Annotated in this window: 13 protein-coding genes; 10 read left to right on the forward strand and 3 right to left on the reverse strand. The window is 65.8% G+C overall.

The genetic code is table 11. The annotated features are described in order from the left end of the window. Positions 1-159: 159 nt before the first annotated feature. Entirely contained in the window at positions 160-1,626 is a 1,467-nt protein-coding gene (locus AC6H42_RS15045) for an esterase-like activity of phytase family protein (protein ID WP_497548395.1), read from the forward strand. 4 nt (positions 1,627-1,630) lie between these two features. On the opposite strand, the gene AC6H42_RS15050 is transcribed toward AC6H42_RS15045, so the two are convergent. Together AC6H42_RS15050 and rtcR are read right to left on the reverse strand one after the other, a co-directional pair. Then, the gene (locus tag AC6H42_RS15050) at positions 1,631-2,905 is read right to left on the reverse strand and encodes a DUF445 domain-containing protein (protein WP_497548396.1); all 1,275 of its coding nucleotides are present in this window, start codon (positions 2,903-2,905) and stop codon (positions 1,631-1,633) included. Between the two features lie 68 nt (positions 2,906-2,973). Next, entirely contained in the window at positions 2,974-4,587 is a 1,614-nt protein-coding gene (rtcR, locus tag AC6H42_RS15055) for an RNA repair transcriptional activator RtcR (protein ID WP_497548397.1), read from the reverse strand. A 153-nt stretch (positions 4,588-4,740) separates the two neighbouring features. Between rtcR and AC6H42_RS15060 the strand changes: the two genes are divergently transcribed. From AC6H42_RS15060 to AC6H42_RS15085, 6 genes are all read left to right on the forward strand, one after another. Next, on the forward strand, positions 4,741-4,941 hold the full coding sequence (locus tag AC6H42_RS15060; protein ID WP_057156154.1) for a hypothetical protein: 201 nt from the start codon (positions 4,741-4,743) through the stop codon (positions 4,939-4,941). A gap of 21 nt (positions 4,942-4,962) precedes the next feature. After that, entirely contained in the window at positions 4,963-6,198 is a 1,236-nt protein-coding gene (locus AC6H42_RS15065) for an RtcB family protein (RefSeq protein WP_057156167.1), read from the forward strand. Next, positions 6,195-7,232, forward strand: a complete 1,038-nt coding sequence (gene rtcA, locus AC6H42_RS15070; protein WP_497548398.1) for an RNA 3'-terminal phosphate cyclase — start codon at positions 6,195-6,197, stop codon at positions 7,230-7,232. The genes AC6H42_RS15065 and rtcA overlap by 4 nt, the downstream gene beginning before the upstream one ends. A gap of 150 nt (positions 7,233-7,382) precedes the next feature. Beyond that, entirely contained in the window at positions 7,383-7,844 is a 462-nt protein-coding gene (gene pedF / locus AC6H42_RS15075; protein ID WP_057156156.1) for a cytochrome c-550 PedF, read from the forward strand. Between the two features lie 15 nt (positions 7,845-7,859). Next, positions 7,860-8,684, forward strand: coding sequence for a substrate-binding periplasmic protein (locus AC6H42_RS15080; protein WP_497548399.1), 825 nt, complete (start codon positions 7,860-7,862; stop codon positions 8,682-8,684). Further along, positions 8,681-11,002, forward strand: coding sequence for a TonB-dependent receptor (locus AC6H42_RS15085; protein WP_497548400.1), 2,322 nt, complete (start codon positions 8,681-8,683; stop codon positions 11,000-11,002). The genes AC6H42_RS15080 and AC6H42_RS15085 overlap by 4 nt, the downstream gene beginning before the upstream one ends. A gap of 98 nt (positions 11,003-11,100) precedes the next feature. On the opposite strand, the gene AC6H42_RS15090 is transcribed toward AC6H42_RS15085, so the two are convergent. Continuing rightward, on the reverse strand, positions 11,101-13,245 hold the full coding sequence (locus tag AC6H42_RS15090) for a TonB-dependent receptor family protein (RefSeq protein WP_497548401.1): 2,145 nt from the start codon (positions 13,243-13,245) through the stop codon (positions 11,101-11,103). A gap of 173 nt (positions 13,246-13,418) precedes the next feature. On the opposite strand from AC6H42_RS15090, the gene AC6H42_RS15095 reads away from it, so the two are divergent. The 3 genes from AC6H42_RS15095 to AC6H42_RS15105 all read left to right on the forward strand — a co-directional run bounded on the left by AC6H42_RS15095 (position 13,419) and on the right by AC6H42_RS15105 (position 16,433). Beyond that, positions 13,419-14,378 carry a beta-propeller fold lactonase family protein gene (locus AC6H42_RS15095; RefSeq protein WP_082551894.1) on the forward strand — a complete coding sequence of 320 codons (960 nt, stop codon included), beginning with the start codon at positions 13,419-13,421 and terminating at the stop codon, positions 14,376-14,378. A gap of 155 nt (positions 14,379-14,533) precedes the next feature. Beyond that, a complete protein-coding gene (adh, locus tag AC6H42_RS15100) occupies positions 14,534-16,054 on the forward strand; it encodes an aldehyde dehydrogenase (RefSeq protein WP_057156160.1) in 1,521 nt (506 codons plus the stop codon). Positions 16,055-16,064: 10 nt separating this feature from the next. Continuing rightward, complete coding sequence (locus AC6H42_RS15105) at positions 16,065-16,433, forward strand: DUF779 domain-containing protein (protein WP_057156161.1); 369 nt, start codon at positions 16,065-16,067, stop codon at positions 16,431-16,433. The last annotated feature ends 13 nt before the right edge of the window (positions 16,434-16,446 follow it).

The following is a 16,446-nucleotide window of genomic DNA, read 5'->3' on the forward strand; positions in this document are numbered from 1 at the left end:
CTAGCACTACGCAACAGTCAAAGAAAAGGAAGGACTAAACACCTCTCGCTTCACCGGCCAAGATAATTGACGCCGACCGGACAAGATAGTTGACGCGAACCAGCACGCAGCGTCGACGATGACCGCCGCGCCCTGGTGCGCGAACACTTTGAGGACACGATGGCATCGAAGCTCGGTACCCCCGTCAACCAGGCCTTTACGCAGGGCGGCGTGAGCGTGACCGTCACCCGCTACCAGATCCAGGCGGACGCCAGGTATTACATCCCCTACGAGGGCAGCAACGCCAAGGTGAAAGAGGAGTTCCCGCTCGGCTTCCTGCCGTCGTTTGGCTCCTCGCTGGCCTTCAAGGGCACCAACGCCAACGGCGACCTGGAGTTCTACGGTTTGACCGACCGTGGCCCTAACGGCGACGGCCCGAACGTGCCGGCGCTGACCGGCGCCGGCGTCATGGGCGCAAAAATTTTCCCGTCGCCGAGCTTCACGCCGTCGATCGGCATCGTCACTGTCGGTAAGAACGGCGCAGTGCTGACGTCCGTGCTGCCGATCAAGGCATCGGCCACGGCGAACACCACCGGCCTGCCGCTGCCGGCTGGCACGTTGGGCAACTCGGCTGAAATTCCAGTCATGGATGCGATGAAGTTTGACGCCAACAGCAAGGCTTCCTTCAACGTAAATGGCCTGGACAGCGAAGCGCTGGTGCTGGACAAGAAACGCAATGCGCTGTGGGCGGCGGACGAATACGGTCCGTTCGTGGTGAAGATCGACCCGGCCACCGGCATCATCCAGAACAAGTACGCTGCCGGCAGCGGCCTGCCGGCCATCTTCGCCAAGCGCCGCGCCAACCGCGGCATCGAAGGCATGGCGCTGGACACCACCACCGACAAGCTGCACACCTTCCTGCAAAGCCCACTCACCGACGGCAGCGCGCCCTACTCGGTGACCGGCAAGAGCGAGCAGGTTGAACGCTTTGCGCGCTTCACGCGCTGGGTGGAGTTCGATCCGGTAAGCGGCAGCACTTCGAAGATGTACGCTTATCCGCTGAACGGCGCCGACTACCAGGACGGCCGCACCGGCAACGCCAAGCTGGGCGACGTGGTCGCGCTGGGCAACGGCAAGTTCATCGTGATCGAGCAGGGCGCAGCACCTGGCGGCAAAGTGTTCAACAAGCTGATGCTGGTGGAGATCGCCGGCGCGACCGACATCAACGCGGCCGCTTTCAACGCCACCACGTCCGACCTGGAGAAAAGCTCGATGGGCGGCGTGGCGGTCAACGGGGCGGACTGGTCCAAGGTGGTGGCGCTGAAGAAGACCGTGCTGCTGGACCTGAACGCCATCGGCTGGCTGGCTGAGAAGGCCGAAGGTCTGACCATCGTCGATGGCAACACGCTGGCCCTGGCCAACGACAACGACTTTGGCCTGAAGACCAAGGTCTATACGCCAGACGGTGCAGCGGTGGCCGACGCCGACGTCACCAAATGCAATGTGGATGCGAACGGCGCGATCGTCACCAGCAGCACCCTGGGCTGCAACGCCGCCAACAGCATCCGCGTGGCGCGAGGCGACGACCGTGAGCGTCCAAGCCGTTTGTGGCTGATCAAGTTCGGCAAGGCGCTGACAGCCTATTAATACTTCATTGCATGCGCACCAGGCCGATCAGGTGCGAGGACAGAAATAGCAGCAGCCCGATACATCCGCCAACGATCGTCCCGTTGATGCGGATGTACTGCAAGTCCTTGCCGATGTTCAGTTCGATCTGGCGCGACATGTCTTCCGTATCCCACTTCTTCACCGTGTCGCTGATGTGGCGGGTGAGGAAGTCGGCGAAGTCCGGCGCCATTGCGCGCGCCGCGTCCTCCATGTGCCGGCTGAGCGACTCGCGCAAATCCTCATTGCAGGCCAGCTCCTCTCCCAGCCACTTGCTCATCGCTGCCACGCGCCGGTGCAGCTCCGATTCCTCCGCCGCCAGGTCTTGCCGCATCCAGCTGCGCAAGCCGTTCCAGATCTCCGCCAGGTAGGCGTTCACCGCTTCGCCGTCGCGGATGTAGCGCTTGATTTCCTCGGCGCGCTCATGGAAGGATGGATCATCGCGCAGCCGCACGATGAAGTCGGCGATCATGCGGTCCAGCCGCCGGCGCAGCTTGTGCGAGCGGTCTTCCGCCACTTCCAGCAGCAGCGTGTTGAGCGCTTCGGTCACCCAGTCCGCCCCTTTCTCGCCTAGCCACGCCGTTGGCAGCAGCTTCTCCATCGCCGCGTGCTCGCGCTTGAGCCACTGGATGATGCTGCTGGCGATCAGCTCCTGGTTCTCCGGAGCGCGCAGGTGCAGCAGAGCCGCGTCGATCACATCGTCCAGCACCTCCTGATGGCGGCCGTCCCTGGTCAGCGCGTCGAGCACCGTGGCCAGTGAGCGCGACAGATCGAGCTTGCCCAGCATGGCGTGGAAGGCATCCTTCAGGAATCGCTGTATGCGCGCGTCTTCCGCCATATCCAGCATGCCCGCCGCCAGACGCACCACGTAGCCGCCCAGGATGCGGTCATTGGCCGGTTCGGCCAGCCAGGTGCCCAGTTTCGCGATCGGATCATGTTTGCGGATCAGGCCCACCAGCGACTCGGGGTCGAGGAACTTCTCCTGCACGAAGCGCGCAAGGTTGTCGGCGATGCGGTCCTTGTTGTTGGGGATGATGTTGGTGTGCGCGGAGATGAGCGGTATCGGCACCTTGCGGAACAGTGCGGCCACGGCAAACCAGTCGGCCAGCGCGCCCACCATGGCCGCCTCCGACACTGCCTTGATGCAGTCCACCGCGAAGCTGCGCGGCAGGAAGGCGGTCACCATGAAGACCAATGCCGCAGCGGCCAGGAACAGCAGGGCGGTGCGCTTGGACTTTTTAAGTTCAAGTTCCTTGTTCATTCCATCCTCCGGGTTGGCCCTACTTTACCAGCAAGCCGGCGCCGGGCGCGCAGCCTATGCCGCCTGCCTTATGCCACCTGCTCCCAGTCCAGGCCGAAGCGGGCCAGGTATTTGCGCAGCCGGTCGGCGTCGTTCGGCTTGGCCTTTTCCGCGCGCGACACGGCGAACAGCTTGCGCCCGGCGTCGGACATGGTTTTCGACTGGCGGCATACGGCCAGCACCGCCTCCAGCTGTACGCGGTCGAAGAGATCGATCTGGGCCGCAGCGTCTTCGCCGATCGCGTCTTCCAGTGCGATGCGCGGACCGTTCGCGGCGCTGGCGCCGAGGCCTGGCGCCAGCGTGCGCCACTGGCGCTGCAGGCGGGCTATCTCCGCGCTGGTTACCGCTTTGGTGATGCGCCCGGCCTCCGCCAGCGTGGCCATGCGCGTCACGGCGGCGGACAGGTCGCGGAAGTTGCCGCTCCAGCGCGCATCCGGCGAAGCGGCGAATGCCATGAAGTGTGCCCGCGCTTCCTTGTTGAAGCGCACGGCATCGCCATGCTCGGCGCTGTACTGCTGCAGCAGGTAGTCCAGGTTGGGTTCGATGTCTTCCGGCCGGTCCGACAGGCCGGGCAGCGAGTACGTCCACAGATTGATGCGGGCGTACAGGTCTTCCCTGAAGCGCCCCGCCGCCACCTCGACGGCCAGGTCGCGGTTGGTGCCGGCGATGAGCAGGAAGTCGCTTTGCACTTCATGGTCGCCGCCCATGGGCAGGAAGCGTTTTTCCTCTACTGCCTTCAGCAGCATGGCCTGTTCGTCGAGGCCCAACTCGCCGATTTCATCGAGGAACAGCAAGCCCTTGTGCGCTGTGCGCAGCAGGCCCGGACGGTCGGAGGCAGCGCCGGTGAAGGCGCCCTTGATGTGGCCGAACAGCGTGGACCCGGCGCCGTCGCCATGCAGCGTGGCGCAGTTGATTTCGACGAACGCCCCCTTCAGCTGGTGGCGTGCTTTTTTTAGCTCGAACACGCGCCGCGCCAGGAAGGACTTACCGGCACCCGTGGGGCCCATCAGCAGCATCGGCGCGCGCGAGCGTACCGCTACATGCTCGATCTCGTCGATCATCAGGTTGAACTGCGGATTGCGGGTGGCGATGCCGGACTTGAGGAAGGCCACGCCTTCCTGCTGCGCGGTGGCGAAGCGCTGCGCGATCTGGTCGTAGCGCGACAGGTCGAGGTCGATCAGCGTGTAGCTGCCCGGCGAGTTGGGCGCGTGGCGGCGCGGCGGCGAGGTTTGCAGCAGGCAGCCGGGAAAGTAGCGCGCCTCGGTCATCAGGAACAGGCAAATCTGCACCACGTGCGTGCCGGTGGTGATATGGATCCAATATTCTTCCTTGTCCGGGTCGAACGGATAGCTGCGCGCGAAGTCATACAGCGCGCCATAGACGTCGCCGAAGTCCCACGGATCGCGGATGTGCAGCTTGTGCTGGGTGACCGTGGTCTCCGGCGATATCGCCGCGATGTCCTGCGCCACTTGCTGGACAACCGGGCCGTAGTTGCCGTTGTAGAGCAGCTCGAAGCGCTCGACCACCAGGTCTTCGTGCTGCGCCATGGCCACTGTGGGCCGCCACTTTTCCCACCGCGCACTGCCGTTGCCGCTGTCCAGCGTGGTGCCGACGAAGCCCAGGAAGACTGTTTTCTTTTTCATTTTCGGATAAATACTTATCTGTTTGGATAATTTATCATGAAATGACGAATCGGGTGGCTATGCATATAGTTATATTTATCAAGCAGTTAGCTTTCTTTCCCGATATGGCACGGTGATTGCAATAACCGGCACATACACCGAGAGGAGAGCGAAATGATGAAGACCAATGGCGGCTGGCTGATCAGCGCAGGCAGCGTGGGCAAAGGCAAGAAAGGCGTGGGCGTGAGCATCGGTTCCGCGTCGCGCAATACGGCGGCCTGCTGGCAGCTGCACCCGGCGGCGGGCGCCCTGCCTGCCGCACAAGCCAAGCTTGTCTGGCACGGCGTTTTCGCGGCTCTTGTCGGCGATGTATAAACCGGATTAAATGGAATGATCATGAAAAACGAAACCTACGAATTGCTGGATAATCAGGGCGGCAGCCCGGTCAAGATGTGGACCGGCGGCGTGCCTGTGGAAGAGCAGGCCAAAGCACAGCTGGCCAACACGGCCAAGATGCCCTTCATTTACAAGCACATCGCAGTGATGCCGGACGTGCACCTGGGGAAAGGCTCGACCATCGGCAGCGTGATTCCGACGCTGGGCGCGATTATTCCGGCAGCGGTGGGCGTGGACATCGGCTGCGGCATGATGGCTGCCAAGACCACGCTGAACGCACGCGACCTGCCCGATAACCTGGGACCGTTGCGCAGCGCGATCGAGAAGGCCATCCCGCACGGCATGACGCCGAAGACGCGCGGCTACAAGGGCCGCGATGAGGGGTCCTGGCACACGCCGCCATCGGCCGTGGACACAGCCTGGGCGCAGCTCAAGGACGAGTTCGACGTTGTTTGCCAGAAGACGCCCAAGCTGAAGAACACCAACAACTACCGCCATCTCGGCACGCTGGGCGGCGGCAACCACTTCGTGGAAGTGTGCCTGGACGAGCAGGGCGCGGTGTGGTTCATGCTGCACTCGGGTTCGCGCGGCGTGGGCAATGCCATTGGCACCCACTTCATCGAACTGGCGCAGCGGGACATGCGTACCCACATCGCCAACCTGCCGGACAAGGACCTGGCTTACCTGAACGAGGGCACGCAGCACTACGACGATTACGTGCAGGCGGTGGGCTGGGCGCAGAAGTTCGCGCGCATGAACCGTGAGGTGATGATGCGGAACCTGATCGCGGCCGTGCGCAAGGTGATCACCAAGCCGTTCGAGACGCACGTCGAGGCGGTGAACTGCCACCACAATTACGTGCAGAAGGAGCGCCACTTCGGCCAGGACGTTCTGGTCACGCGCAAGGGCGCGGTGTCGGCGCGCGCGGGTGAGCTGGGCATCATCCCAGGCTCGATGGGCGCCAAGAGCTTCATCGTGCGCGGCAAGGGCAACGCGGAAAGCTTCAATAGCTGCAGTCACGGCGCTGGCCGCACCATGAGCCGTAACGAAGCCAAGCGCCGCTACACGCTGGAGGACCAGGCGCGCGCCACGCAGGGCGTGGAGTGCCGCAAGGACGCCAACGTGATCGACGAGATCCCGATGGCCTACAAGGACATCGACGCAGTGATGCACGCCCAGCGCGATCTGGTGGAAGTGGTGCACACGCTGAAGCAGGTCGTCTGCGTGAAAGGATGACGATGTCGGCAGATCTGATCGAACTGGACGGCTCGCAAGGCGAGGGCGGCGGCCAGGTGCTGCGCAGCGCGCTGACGCTGTCGATGATTACCGGGCAGCCCTTTCGCATCGCTAACATCCGCGCCAACCGCGCCAAGCCTGGCCTGATGCGGCAGCACCTGGTTGCGGTGCAGGCGGCGGCCTCAGTGTGCGGGGCTGATGTGCCGCAGGCGGCGGTGGGCGCGCGTGAGCTGGAATTCAGGCCGGGCAAGATCCGTGGCGGCAGCTACAGCTTCGCCATCGGCAGCGCCGGCAGCTGCACGCTGGTGCTGCAAACGCTGCTGCCGGCGCTGCTGTTTGCCGACGCGCCGTCCACGGTGACGGTCAGCGGCGGCACGCACAACCCCAAGGCGCCTCCGGCGCATTTCCTTGAGCGCAGCTATGGCCGCGTGATGGCCCGCATGGGAGCGGACATCGCGATAGAGCTGAGGCGCCATGGCTTTTATCCAGCCGGCGGAGGCGAAATCGTCGCGCGCGTGCAGCCTTGCGCGCAGCTGCGGCGCATCGCGCTGATGTCGCCGGGCGCACGGCGCAATTCTTACGCGGAAAGCCTGGTGGCGGGTGTGCCCTCGCGCGTTGCGCAGCGCGAACTGGAATGCGTGGCCGCCGGCATGGGCTGGTCCGGGTCCCAGCTGCATGAGCGGCGGCTGGCTGAGGAGGAGGGACCGGGCAATGTCCTGCTCATCACCTTGGACTCCGAGCAGGTGACCGAGGTGTTCGCAGCCTTTGGAGAGAAGTCCGTGCGCGCCGAGGAGGTGGCCAGGCTTGCGCTGGGCGAAGTGCGCCGCTATCTCGCGTCCGGCGCCGCCGTGGGCGAGCACCTGGCGGATCAGCTGCTGCTGCCGATGGCGCTGGCGGGCGGCGGCAGCTTCACGCTGGACCGCGTGTCGCAGCATGCGCTTACCAATGCGGACGTGATCGGCCGCTTTCTGCCGGTGGCTATCCGCTTCGACGCCGGTGAGCGGCACAGTACCTGTACCATTTCCGCGCGTTGAGACGGTGCTTCGGCTGAACAGGTGTTGCACGTGATGTGACACCTGTTCCAATCTGGGACACCGCGCCGGGCGCGCGCACGGGAAAGCCGTGTGGCACGCCAATTGCTCCTAGTGAATCAGCAGCTATTCACAACTATAGGAGACAGCATCATGAAACGCGCACTCAGTATTTGCATCGCGGCGGCAGCCCTCGTCACTTCCTTCGGCGCCCAGGCGCACGGCGCAGTCACGCCACAGGCGGTGGACACCACCGGCCTGACGCCGTTGGGCGACAAATGGCGTGACGAGAATCCCTACAAGGGCAATAAGCTGGCGCTGAAGATAGGCTCTTCGGCCTATAACCAGAACTGCGCGCGCTGCCACGGCCTGGAAGCCGTGTCGGGCGGTATCGCGCCAGACCTGCGGCTGATGGACCGCGACTGCGCCAATGTCAAGAACGCAGCCAAGAAGGCCGCCTGCTACAAGGACGTCGATGCCTACTTCCTGAGCTCCATCCGCGCCGGCAAGGTACGCAATGGCGCGGTGTACATGCCGCCGTTTGAAGGCATCTTCAATCAGGAAGCCATGTGGGCCATCAAGACCTATCTGGAAACCCGCCGCGAAACCAACTGACGCGGGGAGGACACCATGTGCTATTCCCATTTTTACCGCAAGGCCGCTGCCGCGCTGGCGCTGGCCGGCACCATCCTGCCTGCGCAGGCCGACTGGAACAAGCTGCAACAAACGGGGGCGCTGAAGGTGGCGGTCTATAACGAGTTTGCGCCGTTCTCCGACCATGGGGGCGGCATCGATATCGACCTGGCAGAAGCGCTGGCAAAGAAACTCAAGCTCAGGCTCACGCTGCTGCCTTTCCCGGCGGGCGAGAACCTCGGCGACGACCTGCGCAACATGGTGTGGAAGGGGCACTACCTCGGCTATGGCCCGGCCGACGTGCTGCTGCACGTCCCGGTCGACAGCCGCCTGATGGCGGAGAACGACAAGGTGGAGATCTTCGCGCCTTACCACGTGGAGGCGGTGCGCCTGGTGCGCAGCGCCCAGTCGATGCCGGCGTTCGACAGCATCGAGGCGCTGGCGGGCAAGCGGGTGGGAGTGGAAAAGGTATCGATCGCGGCCATGGTGCTGCTGGGCGAGGGCAATGGCCGCTTCCGGGATAACGTGCGTATTTTCCCCACCGCTGCCGCCGCGATGGACGAGCTGAAGGCGGGCCGGCTGGACGCGGTGCTGGCCAATCGCTCTGAAATCGAAGCGGCATTCCAGGGCGATCCCGCGTTCCCGCTGGAGCAGGCGGTATTCCAGCGCCTGCCGCGCAACGGCTGGGCCGTCGGCATGGCGGTGCGCAAGGATGACCAGGACGTGGCGCGCCTGCTGCAGGCGGCCGTAAATGAGATGCGCGCCAGCGGCGAATTGCAAGCCATCTTCGCCAAGCATGGCGTACGCATGGTGCAGCCATGAACGCTGTGGGTATCCGCCGCACCCAGCTGGCGCTGGCTGCCATGGCGCTGGCATGCGGCGCGGGCATGGCCGGCGGCGCACGCGCTTCGCCGATGGCCAGCGTGGAGATCGTGGGCATGGCCCCGCTGCCGGGGCTGGGAGTGGACCGCAAAACGCTGCCGTACGCTGTGCAGACCGCGTCCGACGCGGCACTGGCACGCGCCGACGGCGCCAATCTGAGCGAGCTGCTGGCGCGCAGCTTCGCCGGCGTGAACGTCAATGAAATCTCAGGCAGCCCGTTCCAGAACGACCTGACTTACCGCGGCTTCCGCGCTTCGCCGGTGCTGGGCACCGGCCAGGGCATCTCGGTTTACCTGGACGGTGTGCGGGTGAACGAGCCCTTCGGCGACGTGGTCAACTGGGACATGCTGCCGGAGGCGGCGATCGGCAGCGTGCTACTGGCGCCGGGCTCCAATCCGCTGTACGGCCTGAACACGCTGGGCGGCGCGCTCGCGCTGAACACGCGTTCCGGCGCCAGCGACCCTGGGTTCGCCGGCTCCGTCAGCGGCGGAAACCATGGCCAGCGGCGCGCCGACCTGGCTTATGGCGCCGCACGCGATGGCTGGCAGCTGTTTACCGCCGCGACCTTGTTCGGCGATGACGGCTGGCGCGCGCATTCCGACGGCCGGCTCGCCAATCTGTTTGTCAAGCTGGGCAAGGTGGAGCGCAATACGGAATGGCAGCTCACCATGCTGGGCGGAGAAAGCCGCCTGGTCGGTAACGGTTTGCTGCCCGACGGCCTGTATGAAGACGACCGCCGCGCCGTCTACACCTGGCCTGACGAAACGCGTAACCGGCTGCGGCAGGCGCAACTGAGCATAACCCGGCGCCTGGCGCCGGACATGCAGCTGACCGCGGCAGCCTATGTGCGCAACAGCCGCCGCGACACCGTGAACGGCGACATCGATGACGGCTATGCCGACTACGTGGAAGCGTGCGACGAAGGCTTCCTCGCCAATGGCCAGCCACGCGAGCCGGATGAGTGTCCTTACACGCGCGAGCAGGGCGCGGCGCTGCACAGCGCTTCCCTGAACACCACCAGCACGCGCCAGCGCAGCCAGGGCTTCAGCATGCAATGGTCGGCGCAGCTGCCCGGCCTGCAACTGCTGGCAGGGCTGGCGCACGACCGCAGCAAAGTGGGTTTTGCGCAGTACGAACAGGAAGCCGGTTTCGACGCGCTGCGCGGCGTGGCCGCCGGCGACGAAGAGCGGGAGCTGGACGCTTCGGTCGATGGCAGGGCACGCAACAGCAGCGCCTACTTCAGCGGCACCTGGAGCGTCGCTGCCGGCACCTGGCTCACCGGGTCCGCCCGCTACGGCCATGCGCGGGTGGCCAGCACCATCAGCAACGATGGCGTGCCGCAGCCGCGCGAGGCGTTCAGCTACCGAAAGCTCAATCCCGCGCTCGGCATCTCGCATGAAGTCGCTCCGGGCTGGACGGTGTTTGCCAACGCCGCCCAGAGCACCCGCGTGCCGACCGTGATCGAGCTTGGCTGCGCCGATCCCGATCAGCCTTGCCGGCTGCCTGTAGGGTTGCAGTCCGATCCTTATCTGAAGCAGGTGGTGTCGCGCACGGTGGAGGCGGGCACGCGCTGGCAGGCGGGCCGCGATTCCATCACCGCCACCATCTACCGCACCCGCAATCAGGACGATATCCTGTTCCGCAGTGCGGGGCTGACGCAGCACGGCTATTTCTCGAACTTCGCCCGTACCCGCCACCAGGGGCTGGACCTGAGCGCGGCGGCCGAGCGCGGTCCGTTCGCCGTGCGCTTTAGCTACAGCTGGCTGGACGCGGTGTACGCGGCCGAGGGTTCGCTGTTTACCGGGACCCGCAACGTGGCAGTCATGCCAGGGACGCGCATCGCGGGCCTGCCCCGGCATAGCGCCAAGCTGGCGCTGGACTGGAGGGCGGGCGGCGGGCTGACGCTGGGAGCGGAGGTGCGCGCAGTGTCCAGCCAGGGCACGCAGGGCAACGAGGATGGCCTGTCCGCCGATACCGAAGATGGGGAAGCGCCGCAGCGCGCCGACCTGCGCACGCGCGGCTATGCGCTGCTGGCGCTGCGCCTCAGCTACAAGCCGCAGCCGAATTGGGAGCTGTTCGCGCGCGTGAATAATGTGGCCAACCGCCGCCATGAAACGTTTGGCGCCGTGGCTGCGGACATGTTCCCGGGCGGGCAGCTGGCCAGTCCGCACGGCGCGGGCGGCGAGGCGGAACTGGGGCGCTTCGTGGCGCCGGGCGCGCCGCGCTCCATCTCGGCAGGTTTGCGCTACCGCTTCTGACGGCGGTCCCGGTGTCGCCGGGGGCCGCGCACAGGTACGCCATGGCGTCACGGCGCCGCCTCAGCCCCGGCTGCTTTTGGCAGCCGGGGTTTTCTTCGTCAGAACTGGTACTGCGCGCTGGCGCCCAGTTGCCAGTTGCGGCCCGGTGCGCCTTCATAGTAGCGCTTGTTGGCATCGCCCACGATCACCGAGCCCACGTAGGCGCGGCCGGCCGCATTGTTCAATCGCGCGAACTGCTTGAAGCGCCAGCTGCCGCCTTGCTGCTGGGCCGTCACGCGCAGGTTGACGATGGCGTAGCCGGGTGCGCTCTTCTCGGTGTTGCTGTCTTCCGCGTAGACGCGGGCTGCGGCCACCGTCTCGACCGCTGCGCCCAGCGCGCGCGAGGGCAGCTGCCAGGCCAGTTCGGCGTAGGCGTAGGCGTTCGGCACGCCCGGCAGCCGGCTGCCTTTGAGCACGCTGCCGAATGCCTGGTCGTAGGTGGCGCGCAGCGCGGTCAGTGCCAGCCTGGCGCTGAAGCCGTGGCCGAAGTTCGTGTCCGCCGACACTTCGGCGCCCCGGCGCAGGGTTTTGCTGGCGTTGCGGTAGCTGGTGCGGCCGCCGCTGGATGCGTCCACCACCAGCTCGTCGTCGGTGCGGACCTGGAACAGCGCCGCGTCGATACGGGTGGCGCCGCCCAGCATGGCCTTGACGCCGGCTTCGGCGTGCGTGCTGCGGGCCGGCTGCAGCTTGAAATTGAAGCCGCTGCCGGCGCCGGAATAGAACAGCTCATTCAGCGTCGGTGTCTCGAAGCCGCGCGCCGCGCTGGCGTACACGTTCAGCACCGGCGACACCTTGTACAGCAGGCCCGCCACCGGTGTAGTGCGGCGGTAGCGCAGGCCGCCGCTGTCGTTGCCGTTGGACAGATAGCGGTCGCTCACGTCCACCTTGAAGCGGCTGTGGCGCAGGCCCGCGTTCAGTACCCACGGCCCTTGCGCCCACTCGGCCTGCAGGTAGGGATCGGTGCTGCTGACCTTGTCCGTTTCTTCGCGCCGCAGCCTGCCTTGCACGCCAAGTTCGGCTCCGCTGAAGTTCTCGTAGCCCTTGCGGTCATCCTTGGAGCGGCCGTACTCGATGCCGGCCGTGGAGGTCAGCTTGCCGCCGGCCAGCGCCCGCACGTCCACCCAGCTGATGTCGGCGCCGCTGAAGTCGCGGTCGAAATCGACCACCCCGCCGGAATGGCTGGCCGGCGCCTGGAAGGCACGCGAAAAGGCCTGGTACTGGATGACCTGGCGGTTGCCGCCGTAGACGGTGACGCGCAGCTTGCTGTCGCCGGCGCCGAGTTTGTGTTCCCACGCCGCGCCGATCTGCTGGTGGTCTATGCTCTTGCGGGTGTTGTAGCGGTCCGCAAAAGTGCGTTTGGGCGTTGCGGTGTCGGTGGCGTCGGTTTCGCCGGCGCGCGGATCGCGCTGCCAGGTGGCCCAGGTGACGCCCAGCGGATCTTGCGTGTCGTGCTGGCGCAGGCCGCTGGCGGTGATGGTCAGCTTGCTGCCGGCGACGGGCGCCAGGGTCAGTTTGGCGTAGGCCTGGTCGCGCCGCGCTGCGCCGTGGTCGCGGTAGCCGTCGGTGTCGAAGCGGGAAACGTCCAGCACGTAGCCGATGCCGCCGGACTTGCCCTGCGCATTCACGTCCAGCTTGCGGGCGCCGTCGCTACCGCCCGACAGCGTGCTTTCCACGCTGGGCGCGCCGTCGCCTTCGCGCGTGAACAGCTGCACCACGCCGCCGGCGTGGTTGCCGTACACCGCCGAGAACGGGCCGCGCAGCACTTCGATGCGCTCTGCCATGTCGAGGTTGAAGGTGGCGGCCTGGCCTTGGCCGTCCGGCATGCTGGCCGGGATGCCGTCTGCGACCAATTTCACGCCGCGCACGCCGAAGGCGGAACGGGCGCCGAAGCCGCGCGACGAAATTTGCAAGTCCTGCGCGTAGTTTTGGCGGTTCTGCGCCACCAGCCCCGGCACCGAAGCCAGCGCTTCGGAGGCGTTTACGCGCATCTGGCTGTCGCGGATGCGCTCGGCGCCGATCACGTCGACGGCGGCAGGGAAATCGAAACTGCTGTGTTCCACGCGGCTGCCGCTGACGATGACCACCGGTGCTGCAACAGCTGTCGCAACCTCGGCCGCCTCGGCCGCGTGGACGGCCGGCGTAAGCGGCAGCGCGCCGGCGGTGAACAGGGCTGCGACAGCCTTCAAACGAAATCGGTGCTGCATGGTCAATCTCCTTGGTTGAGTTCCGCGCCTGCCTGGCGGGGGCCGGCAAGTCTGCTTCAACCCGTAAGCAATATACCTGCCATCACGCCGACGCGACGCGCCTGTGGCATGGCGTTTGCATGGTCTTGCGCACGCGCGCGCATTCCGCAGGCGCGATCTTTCCAGAGGCAGCCATGAAAATCCCGTATTGTCTGCGCGCCGCGAGCGTGTTTGCAACCCTTTCCTGCGCACTGGCGCAAGCCGCCCTTGCAGCGCCGCTGGCCTATGTGCCGAACGAAAAGTCCGGCACGGTGAGCGTGGTCGATACCGCCACCGACACGGTGCTGCGCAGCCTGGCGGCCGGCAAGCGCCCGCGCGGCATCGCGGCGGTCCCGGGCGGCACGCGGCTGTTCGTCACGGACGCCGGCAGCAACACGCTGCTGATACTCGACAGCGCGGGCGGCGCCGTGCCGGCGCCGCTGGCGTTGGGCAAATCGCCCGAAGGCGTGAGCGTGTCACCGGACGGGCGCTACGCCGCCGTCGCGGTAGAGGAGAGCAACAGCGTCACCCTGGTGGACGCCCGCAGCGGCGCCCGGCTGGCCGATATTCCGGTGCAGGGCCGCAACCCGGAGCACGCCGTGTTCAGCCCGGACAGCCGCTGGCTCTACGTCAGCGCCGAGGAAGCCGAGCAGGTGGACGTGATCGACGTGGAACAGCGGCGCCAGGCCGGCACGGTGGCGGTCGGCCTGCGCCCGCGCGGCATCGGCTTTTCGCCGGACGGCAGCCGCGCCTATATCGCCTGCGAGCTGGTCAATACGGTGTACGTGGTGGACACCGCCACCCGCAGCACGCTGGCGAAGATACCGGCCGGACGCAACGCCAACGGCATCGCGGTGCACCCCAGCGGCAAGCAGGTCTATGTGTCGAACGGCACGGACGGCAGCGTGATGCTGATCGACACCGCCACCCATACCGTCAGCGCCACGGTAGCGGTCGGCAAGCGACCCTGGAACATGGCCCTGACGCCGGACGGCGCCAAGCTGTACGTGGCCAACGGCCGTTCCAACAGCGTCTCCGTGATCGACACCGCCGCCGCGCGCAAGGTGGCCGACATCGGCGTGGGCGAACTGCCCTGGGGCGTGGCGATTCCCTGACTGCGGTCACACCTGCAACAGCCGCCGTGGCACACCTGTTCAACTTTGGAACACCTTGCAACAGCGCGGGCACCGTTCTAGCCGCAGCAGGGGCTGGCACGGTGTTTGCGGAATAGAGGGTGCAAGTCCAACCCACATTGAAGAAAGAGGATGACATGAATCTCGCGGATATCAACAAACTGGGTGTCGCCAACCCTTTCAAACAACGCTACGACAACTACATCGGCGGCAAATTCGTCGCGCCGGTTAAAGGCGAATACTTCGCCAACCTGACGCCGATCACCGGCCAGCCGTTCTGCGAGATCGCGCGCTCCACGGCGGAAGACGTCGAGATCGCGCTGGACGCCGCGCACGCCGCCAAGGAAGCCTGGGGCAAGACCTCGCAGGCCGAGCGCGCCAACATCCTGAACCGCATCGCCGACCGCATGGAGCAGAACCTGCAGCTGATCGCCACCGCCGAGACCATCGACAACGGCAAGCCGATCCGCGAAACCATGGCGGCCGACATCCCGCTGGCGATCGACCATTTCCGCTATTTCGCGGGCTGCATCCGCGCCCAGGAGGGCTCGGTGGCGCAAATCGACGACACCACCTACGCCTATCACTTCCATGAGCCTCTCGGCGTGGTGGGCCAGATCATTCCGTGGAACTTCCCGATCCTGATGGCGGTGTGGAAGCTGGCGCCGGCACTGGCGGCGGGCAACTGCGTAGTGCTGAAACCGGCCGAGCAGACCCCGGCCTCCATCCTGGTGCTGGTGGAACTGATCGGCGACCTGCTGCCGCCCGGCGTGCTGAATATCGTCAACGGTTTCGGCCTGGAAGCGGGCAAGCCGCTGGCCTCGAACAAGCGCATCGCCAAGATCGCCTTTACCGGCGAAACCGGCACCGGCCGCCTGATCATGCAGTACGCCGCGCAGAACCTGATTCCGGTCACGCTGGAACTGGGCGGCAAGTCGCCCAACATCTTCTTCGAGGACGTGATGGCGGCCGACGACGACTACTTCGACAAATGCCTGGAAGGTTTCGCCATGTTCGCGCTGAACCAGGGCGAGGTGTGCACCTGCCCGTCGCGCGTGCTGATCCAGGAATCGATTTACGAAGCCTTCATCGAGCGCGCCCTCAAGCGCGTGGCCGCCATCAAGCAGGGCAACCCGCTCGATTCGTCCACCATGATAGGCGCCCAGGCTTCGCAGGAGCAGATGGAAAAGATCCTGTCCTATATGGATATCGGCAAGCAGGAAGGCGCCCAGCTGCTGGCCGGCGGCGCGCGCAACGTGCAGGGGGGCGAGCTGGAAGGCGGCTACTACGTCACGCCCACCGTGTTCAAGGGCGACAACACCATGCGCATCTTCCAGGAAGAGATCTTTGGCCCAGTGGTGTCGGTCACCACCTTCAAGGACGAAGCCGATGCGCTGCGCATCGCCAACGACACGCTGTACGGGCTGGGCGCCGGCGTGTGGACCCGCGACGGCGCGCGCGCTTTCCGCATCGGCCGCGGCATCCAGGCCGGCCGCGTGTGGACCAACTGCTACCACCTGTATCCGGCGCACGCCGCCTTCGGCGGCTACAAGCAGTCCGGCATCGGCCGCGAGAACCACAAGATGATGCTGGACCACTACCAGCAGACCAAGAACCTGCTGGTGAGCTACAGCCCGAAAGCGCTGGGCTTCTTCTGAGAGGAATGCCATGAAAGCAGCCGTAGCCCGCGTTATCGCGACTGGCCCCGCACTGGAAATGATCGCCGAACTGCGCCACAAGCACGGGCCGATCATGTTCTTCCAGTCCGGCGGCTGCTGCGACGGCAGCACGCCGATGTGTTACCAGGCCGGCGAGTTCAATCTGAGCGACACCGACGTCTACCTGGGCAATTTGAACGGTGCGCCGTTCTACATGGGGCTGGAGCAGTTCGGCTACTGGGAGCACACGCAGCTGATTATCGACGTGGTGCCGGGGAACGGCGGCATGTTCTCGCTCGATAACGGCACTGGCCGCCGGTTTCTCACCCGCTCGCGGGTGTTTACCGACGAGGAATGCAGGGAACTGGGCCTGCCGTAATTTTCCGTTCAAA

Source organism: Massilia sp. NBRC 108631, assembly GCF_059704565.1.

Coding starts and splice junctions, on each gene's coding strand:
- AC6H42_RS15045 (WP_497548395.1), top strand. CDS start 160: ATGGCATCGAAGCTCGGTACCCCCGTCAACCAGGCCTTTACGCAGGGC.
- AC6H42_RS15050 (WP_497548396.1), bottom strand. CDS start 2,905: ATGAACAAGGAACTTGAACTTAAAAAGTCCAAGCGCACCGCCCTGCTG.
- rtcR (WP_497548397.1), bottom strand. CDS start 4,587: ATGAAAAAGAAAACAGTCTTCCTGGGCTTCGTCGGCACCACGCTGGAC.
- AC6H42_RS15060 (WP_057156154.1), top strand. CDS start 4,741: ATGATGAAGACCAATGGCGGCTGGCTGATCAGCGCAGGCAGCGTGGGC.
- AC6H42_RS15065 (WP_057156167.1), top strand. CDS start 4,963: ATGAAAAACGAAACCTACGAATTGCTGGATAATCAGGGCGGCAGCCCG.
- rtcA (WP_497548398.1), top strand. CDS start 6,195: ATGACGATGTCGGCAGATCTGATCGAACTGGACGGCTCGCAAGGCGAG.
- pedF (WP_057156156.1), top strand. CDS start 7,383: ATGAAACGCGCACTCAGTATTTGCATCGCGGCGGCAGCCCTCGTCACT.
- AC6H42_RS15080 (WP_497548399.1), top strand. CDS start 7,860: ATGTGCTATTCCCATTTTTACCGCAAGGCCGCTGCCGCGCTGGCGCTG.
- AC6H42_RS15085 (WP_497548400.1), top strand. CDS start 8,681: ATGAACGCTGTGGGTATCCGCCGCACCCAGCTGGCGCTGGCTGCCATG.
- AC6H42_RS15090 (WP_497548401.1), bottom strand. CDS start 13,245: ATGCAGCACCGATTTCGTTTGAAGGCTGTCGCAGCCCTGTTCACCGCC.
- AC6H42_RS15095 (WP_082551894.1), top strand. CDS start 13,419: ATGAAAATCCCGTATTGTCTGCGCGCCGCGAGCGTGTTTGCAACCCTT.
- adh (WP_057156160.1), top strand. CDS start 14,534: ATGAATCTCGCGGATATCAACAAACTGGGTGTCGCCAACCCTTTCAAA.
- AC6H42_RS15105 (WP_057156161.1), top strand. CDS start 16,065: ATGAAAGCAGCCGTAGCCCGCGTTATCGCGACTGGCCCCGCACTGGAA.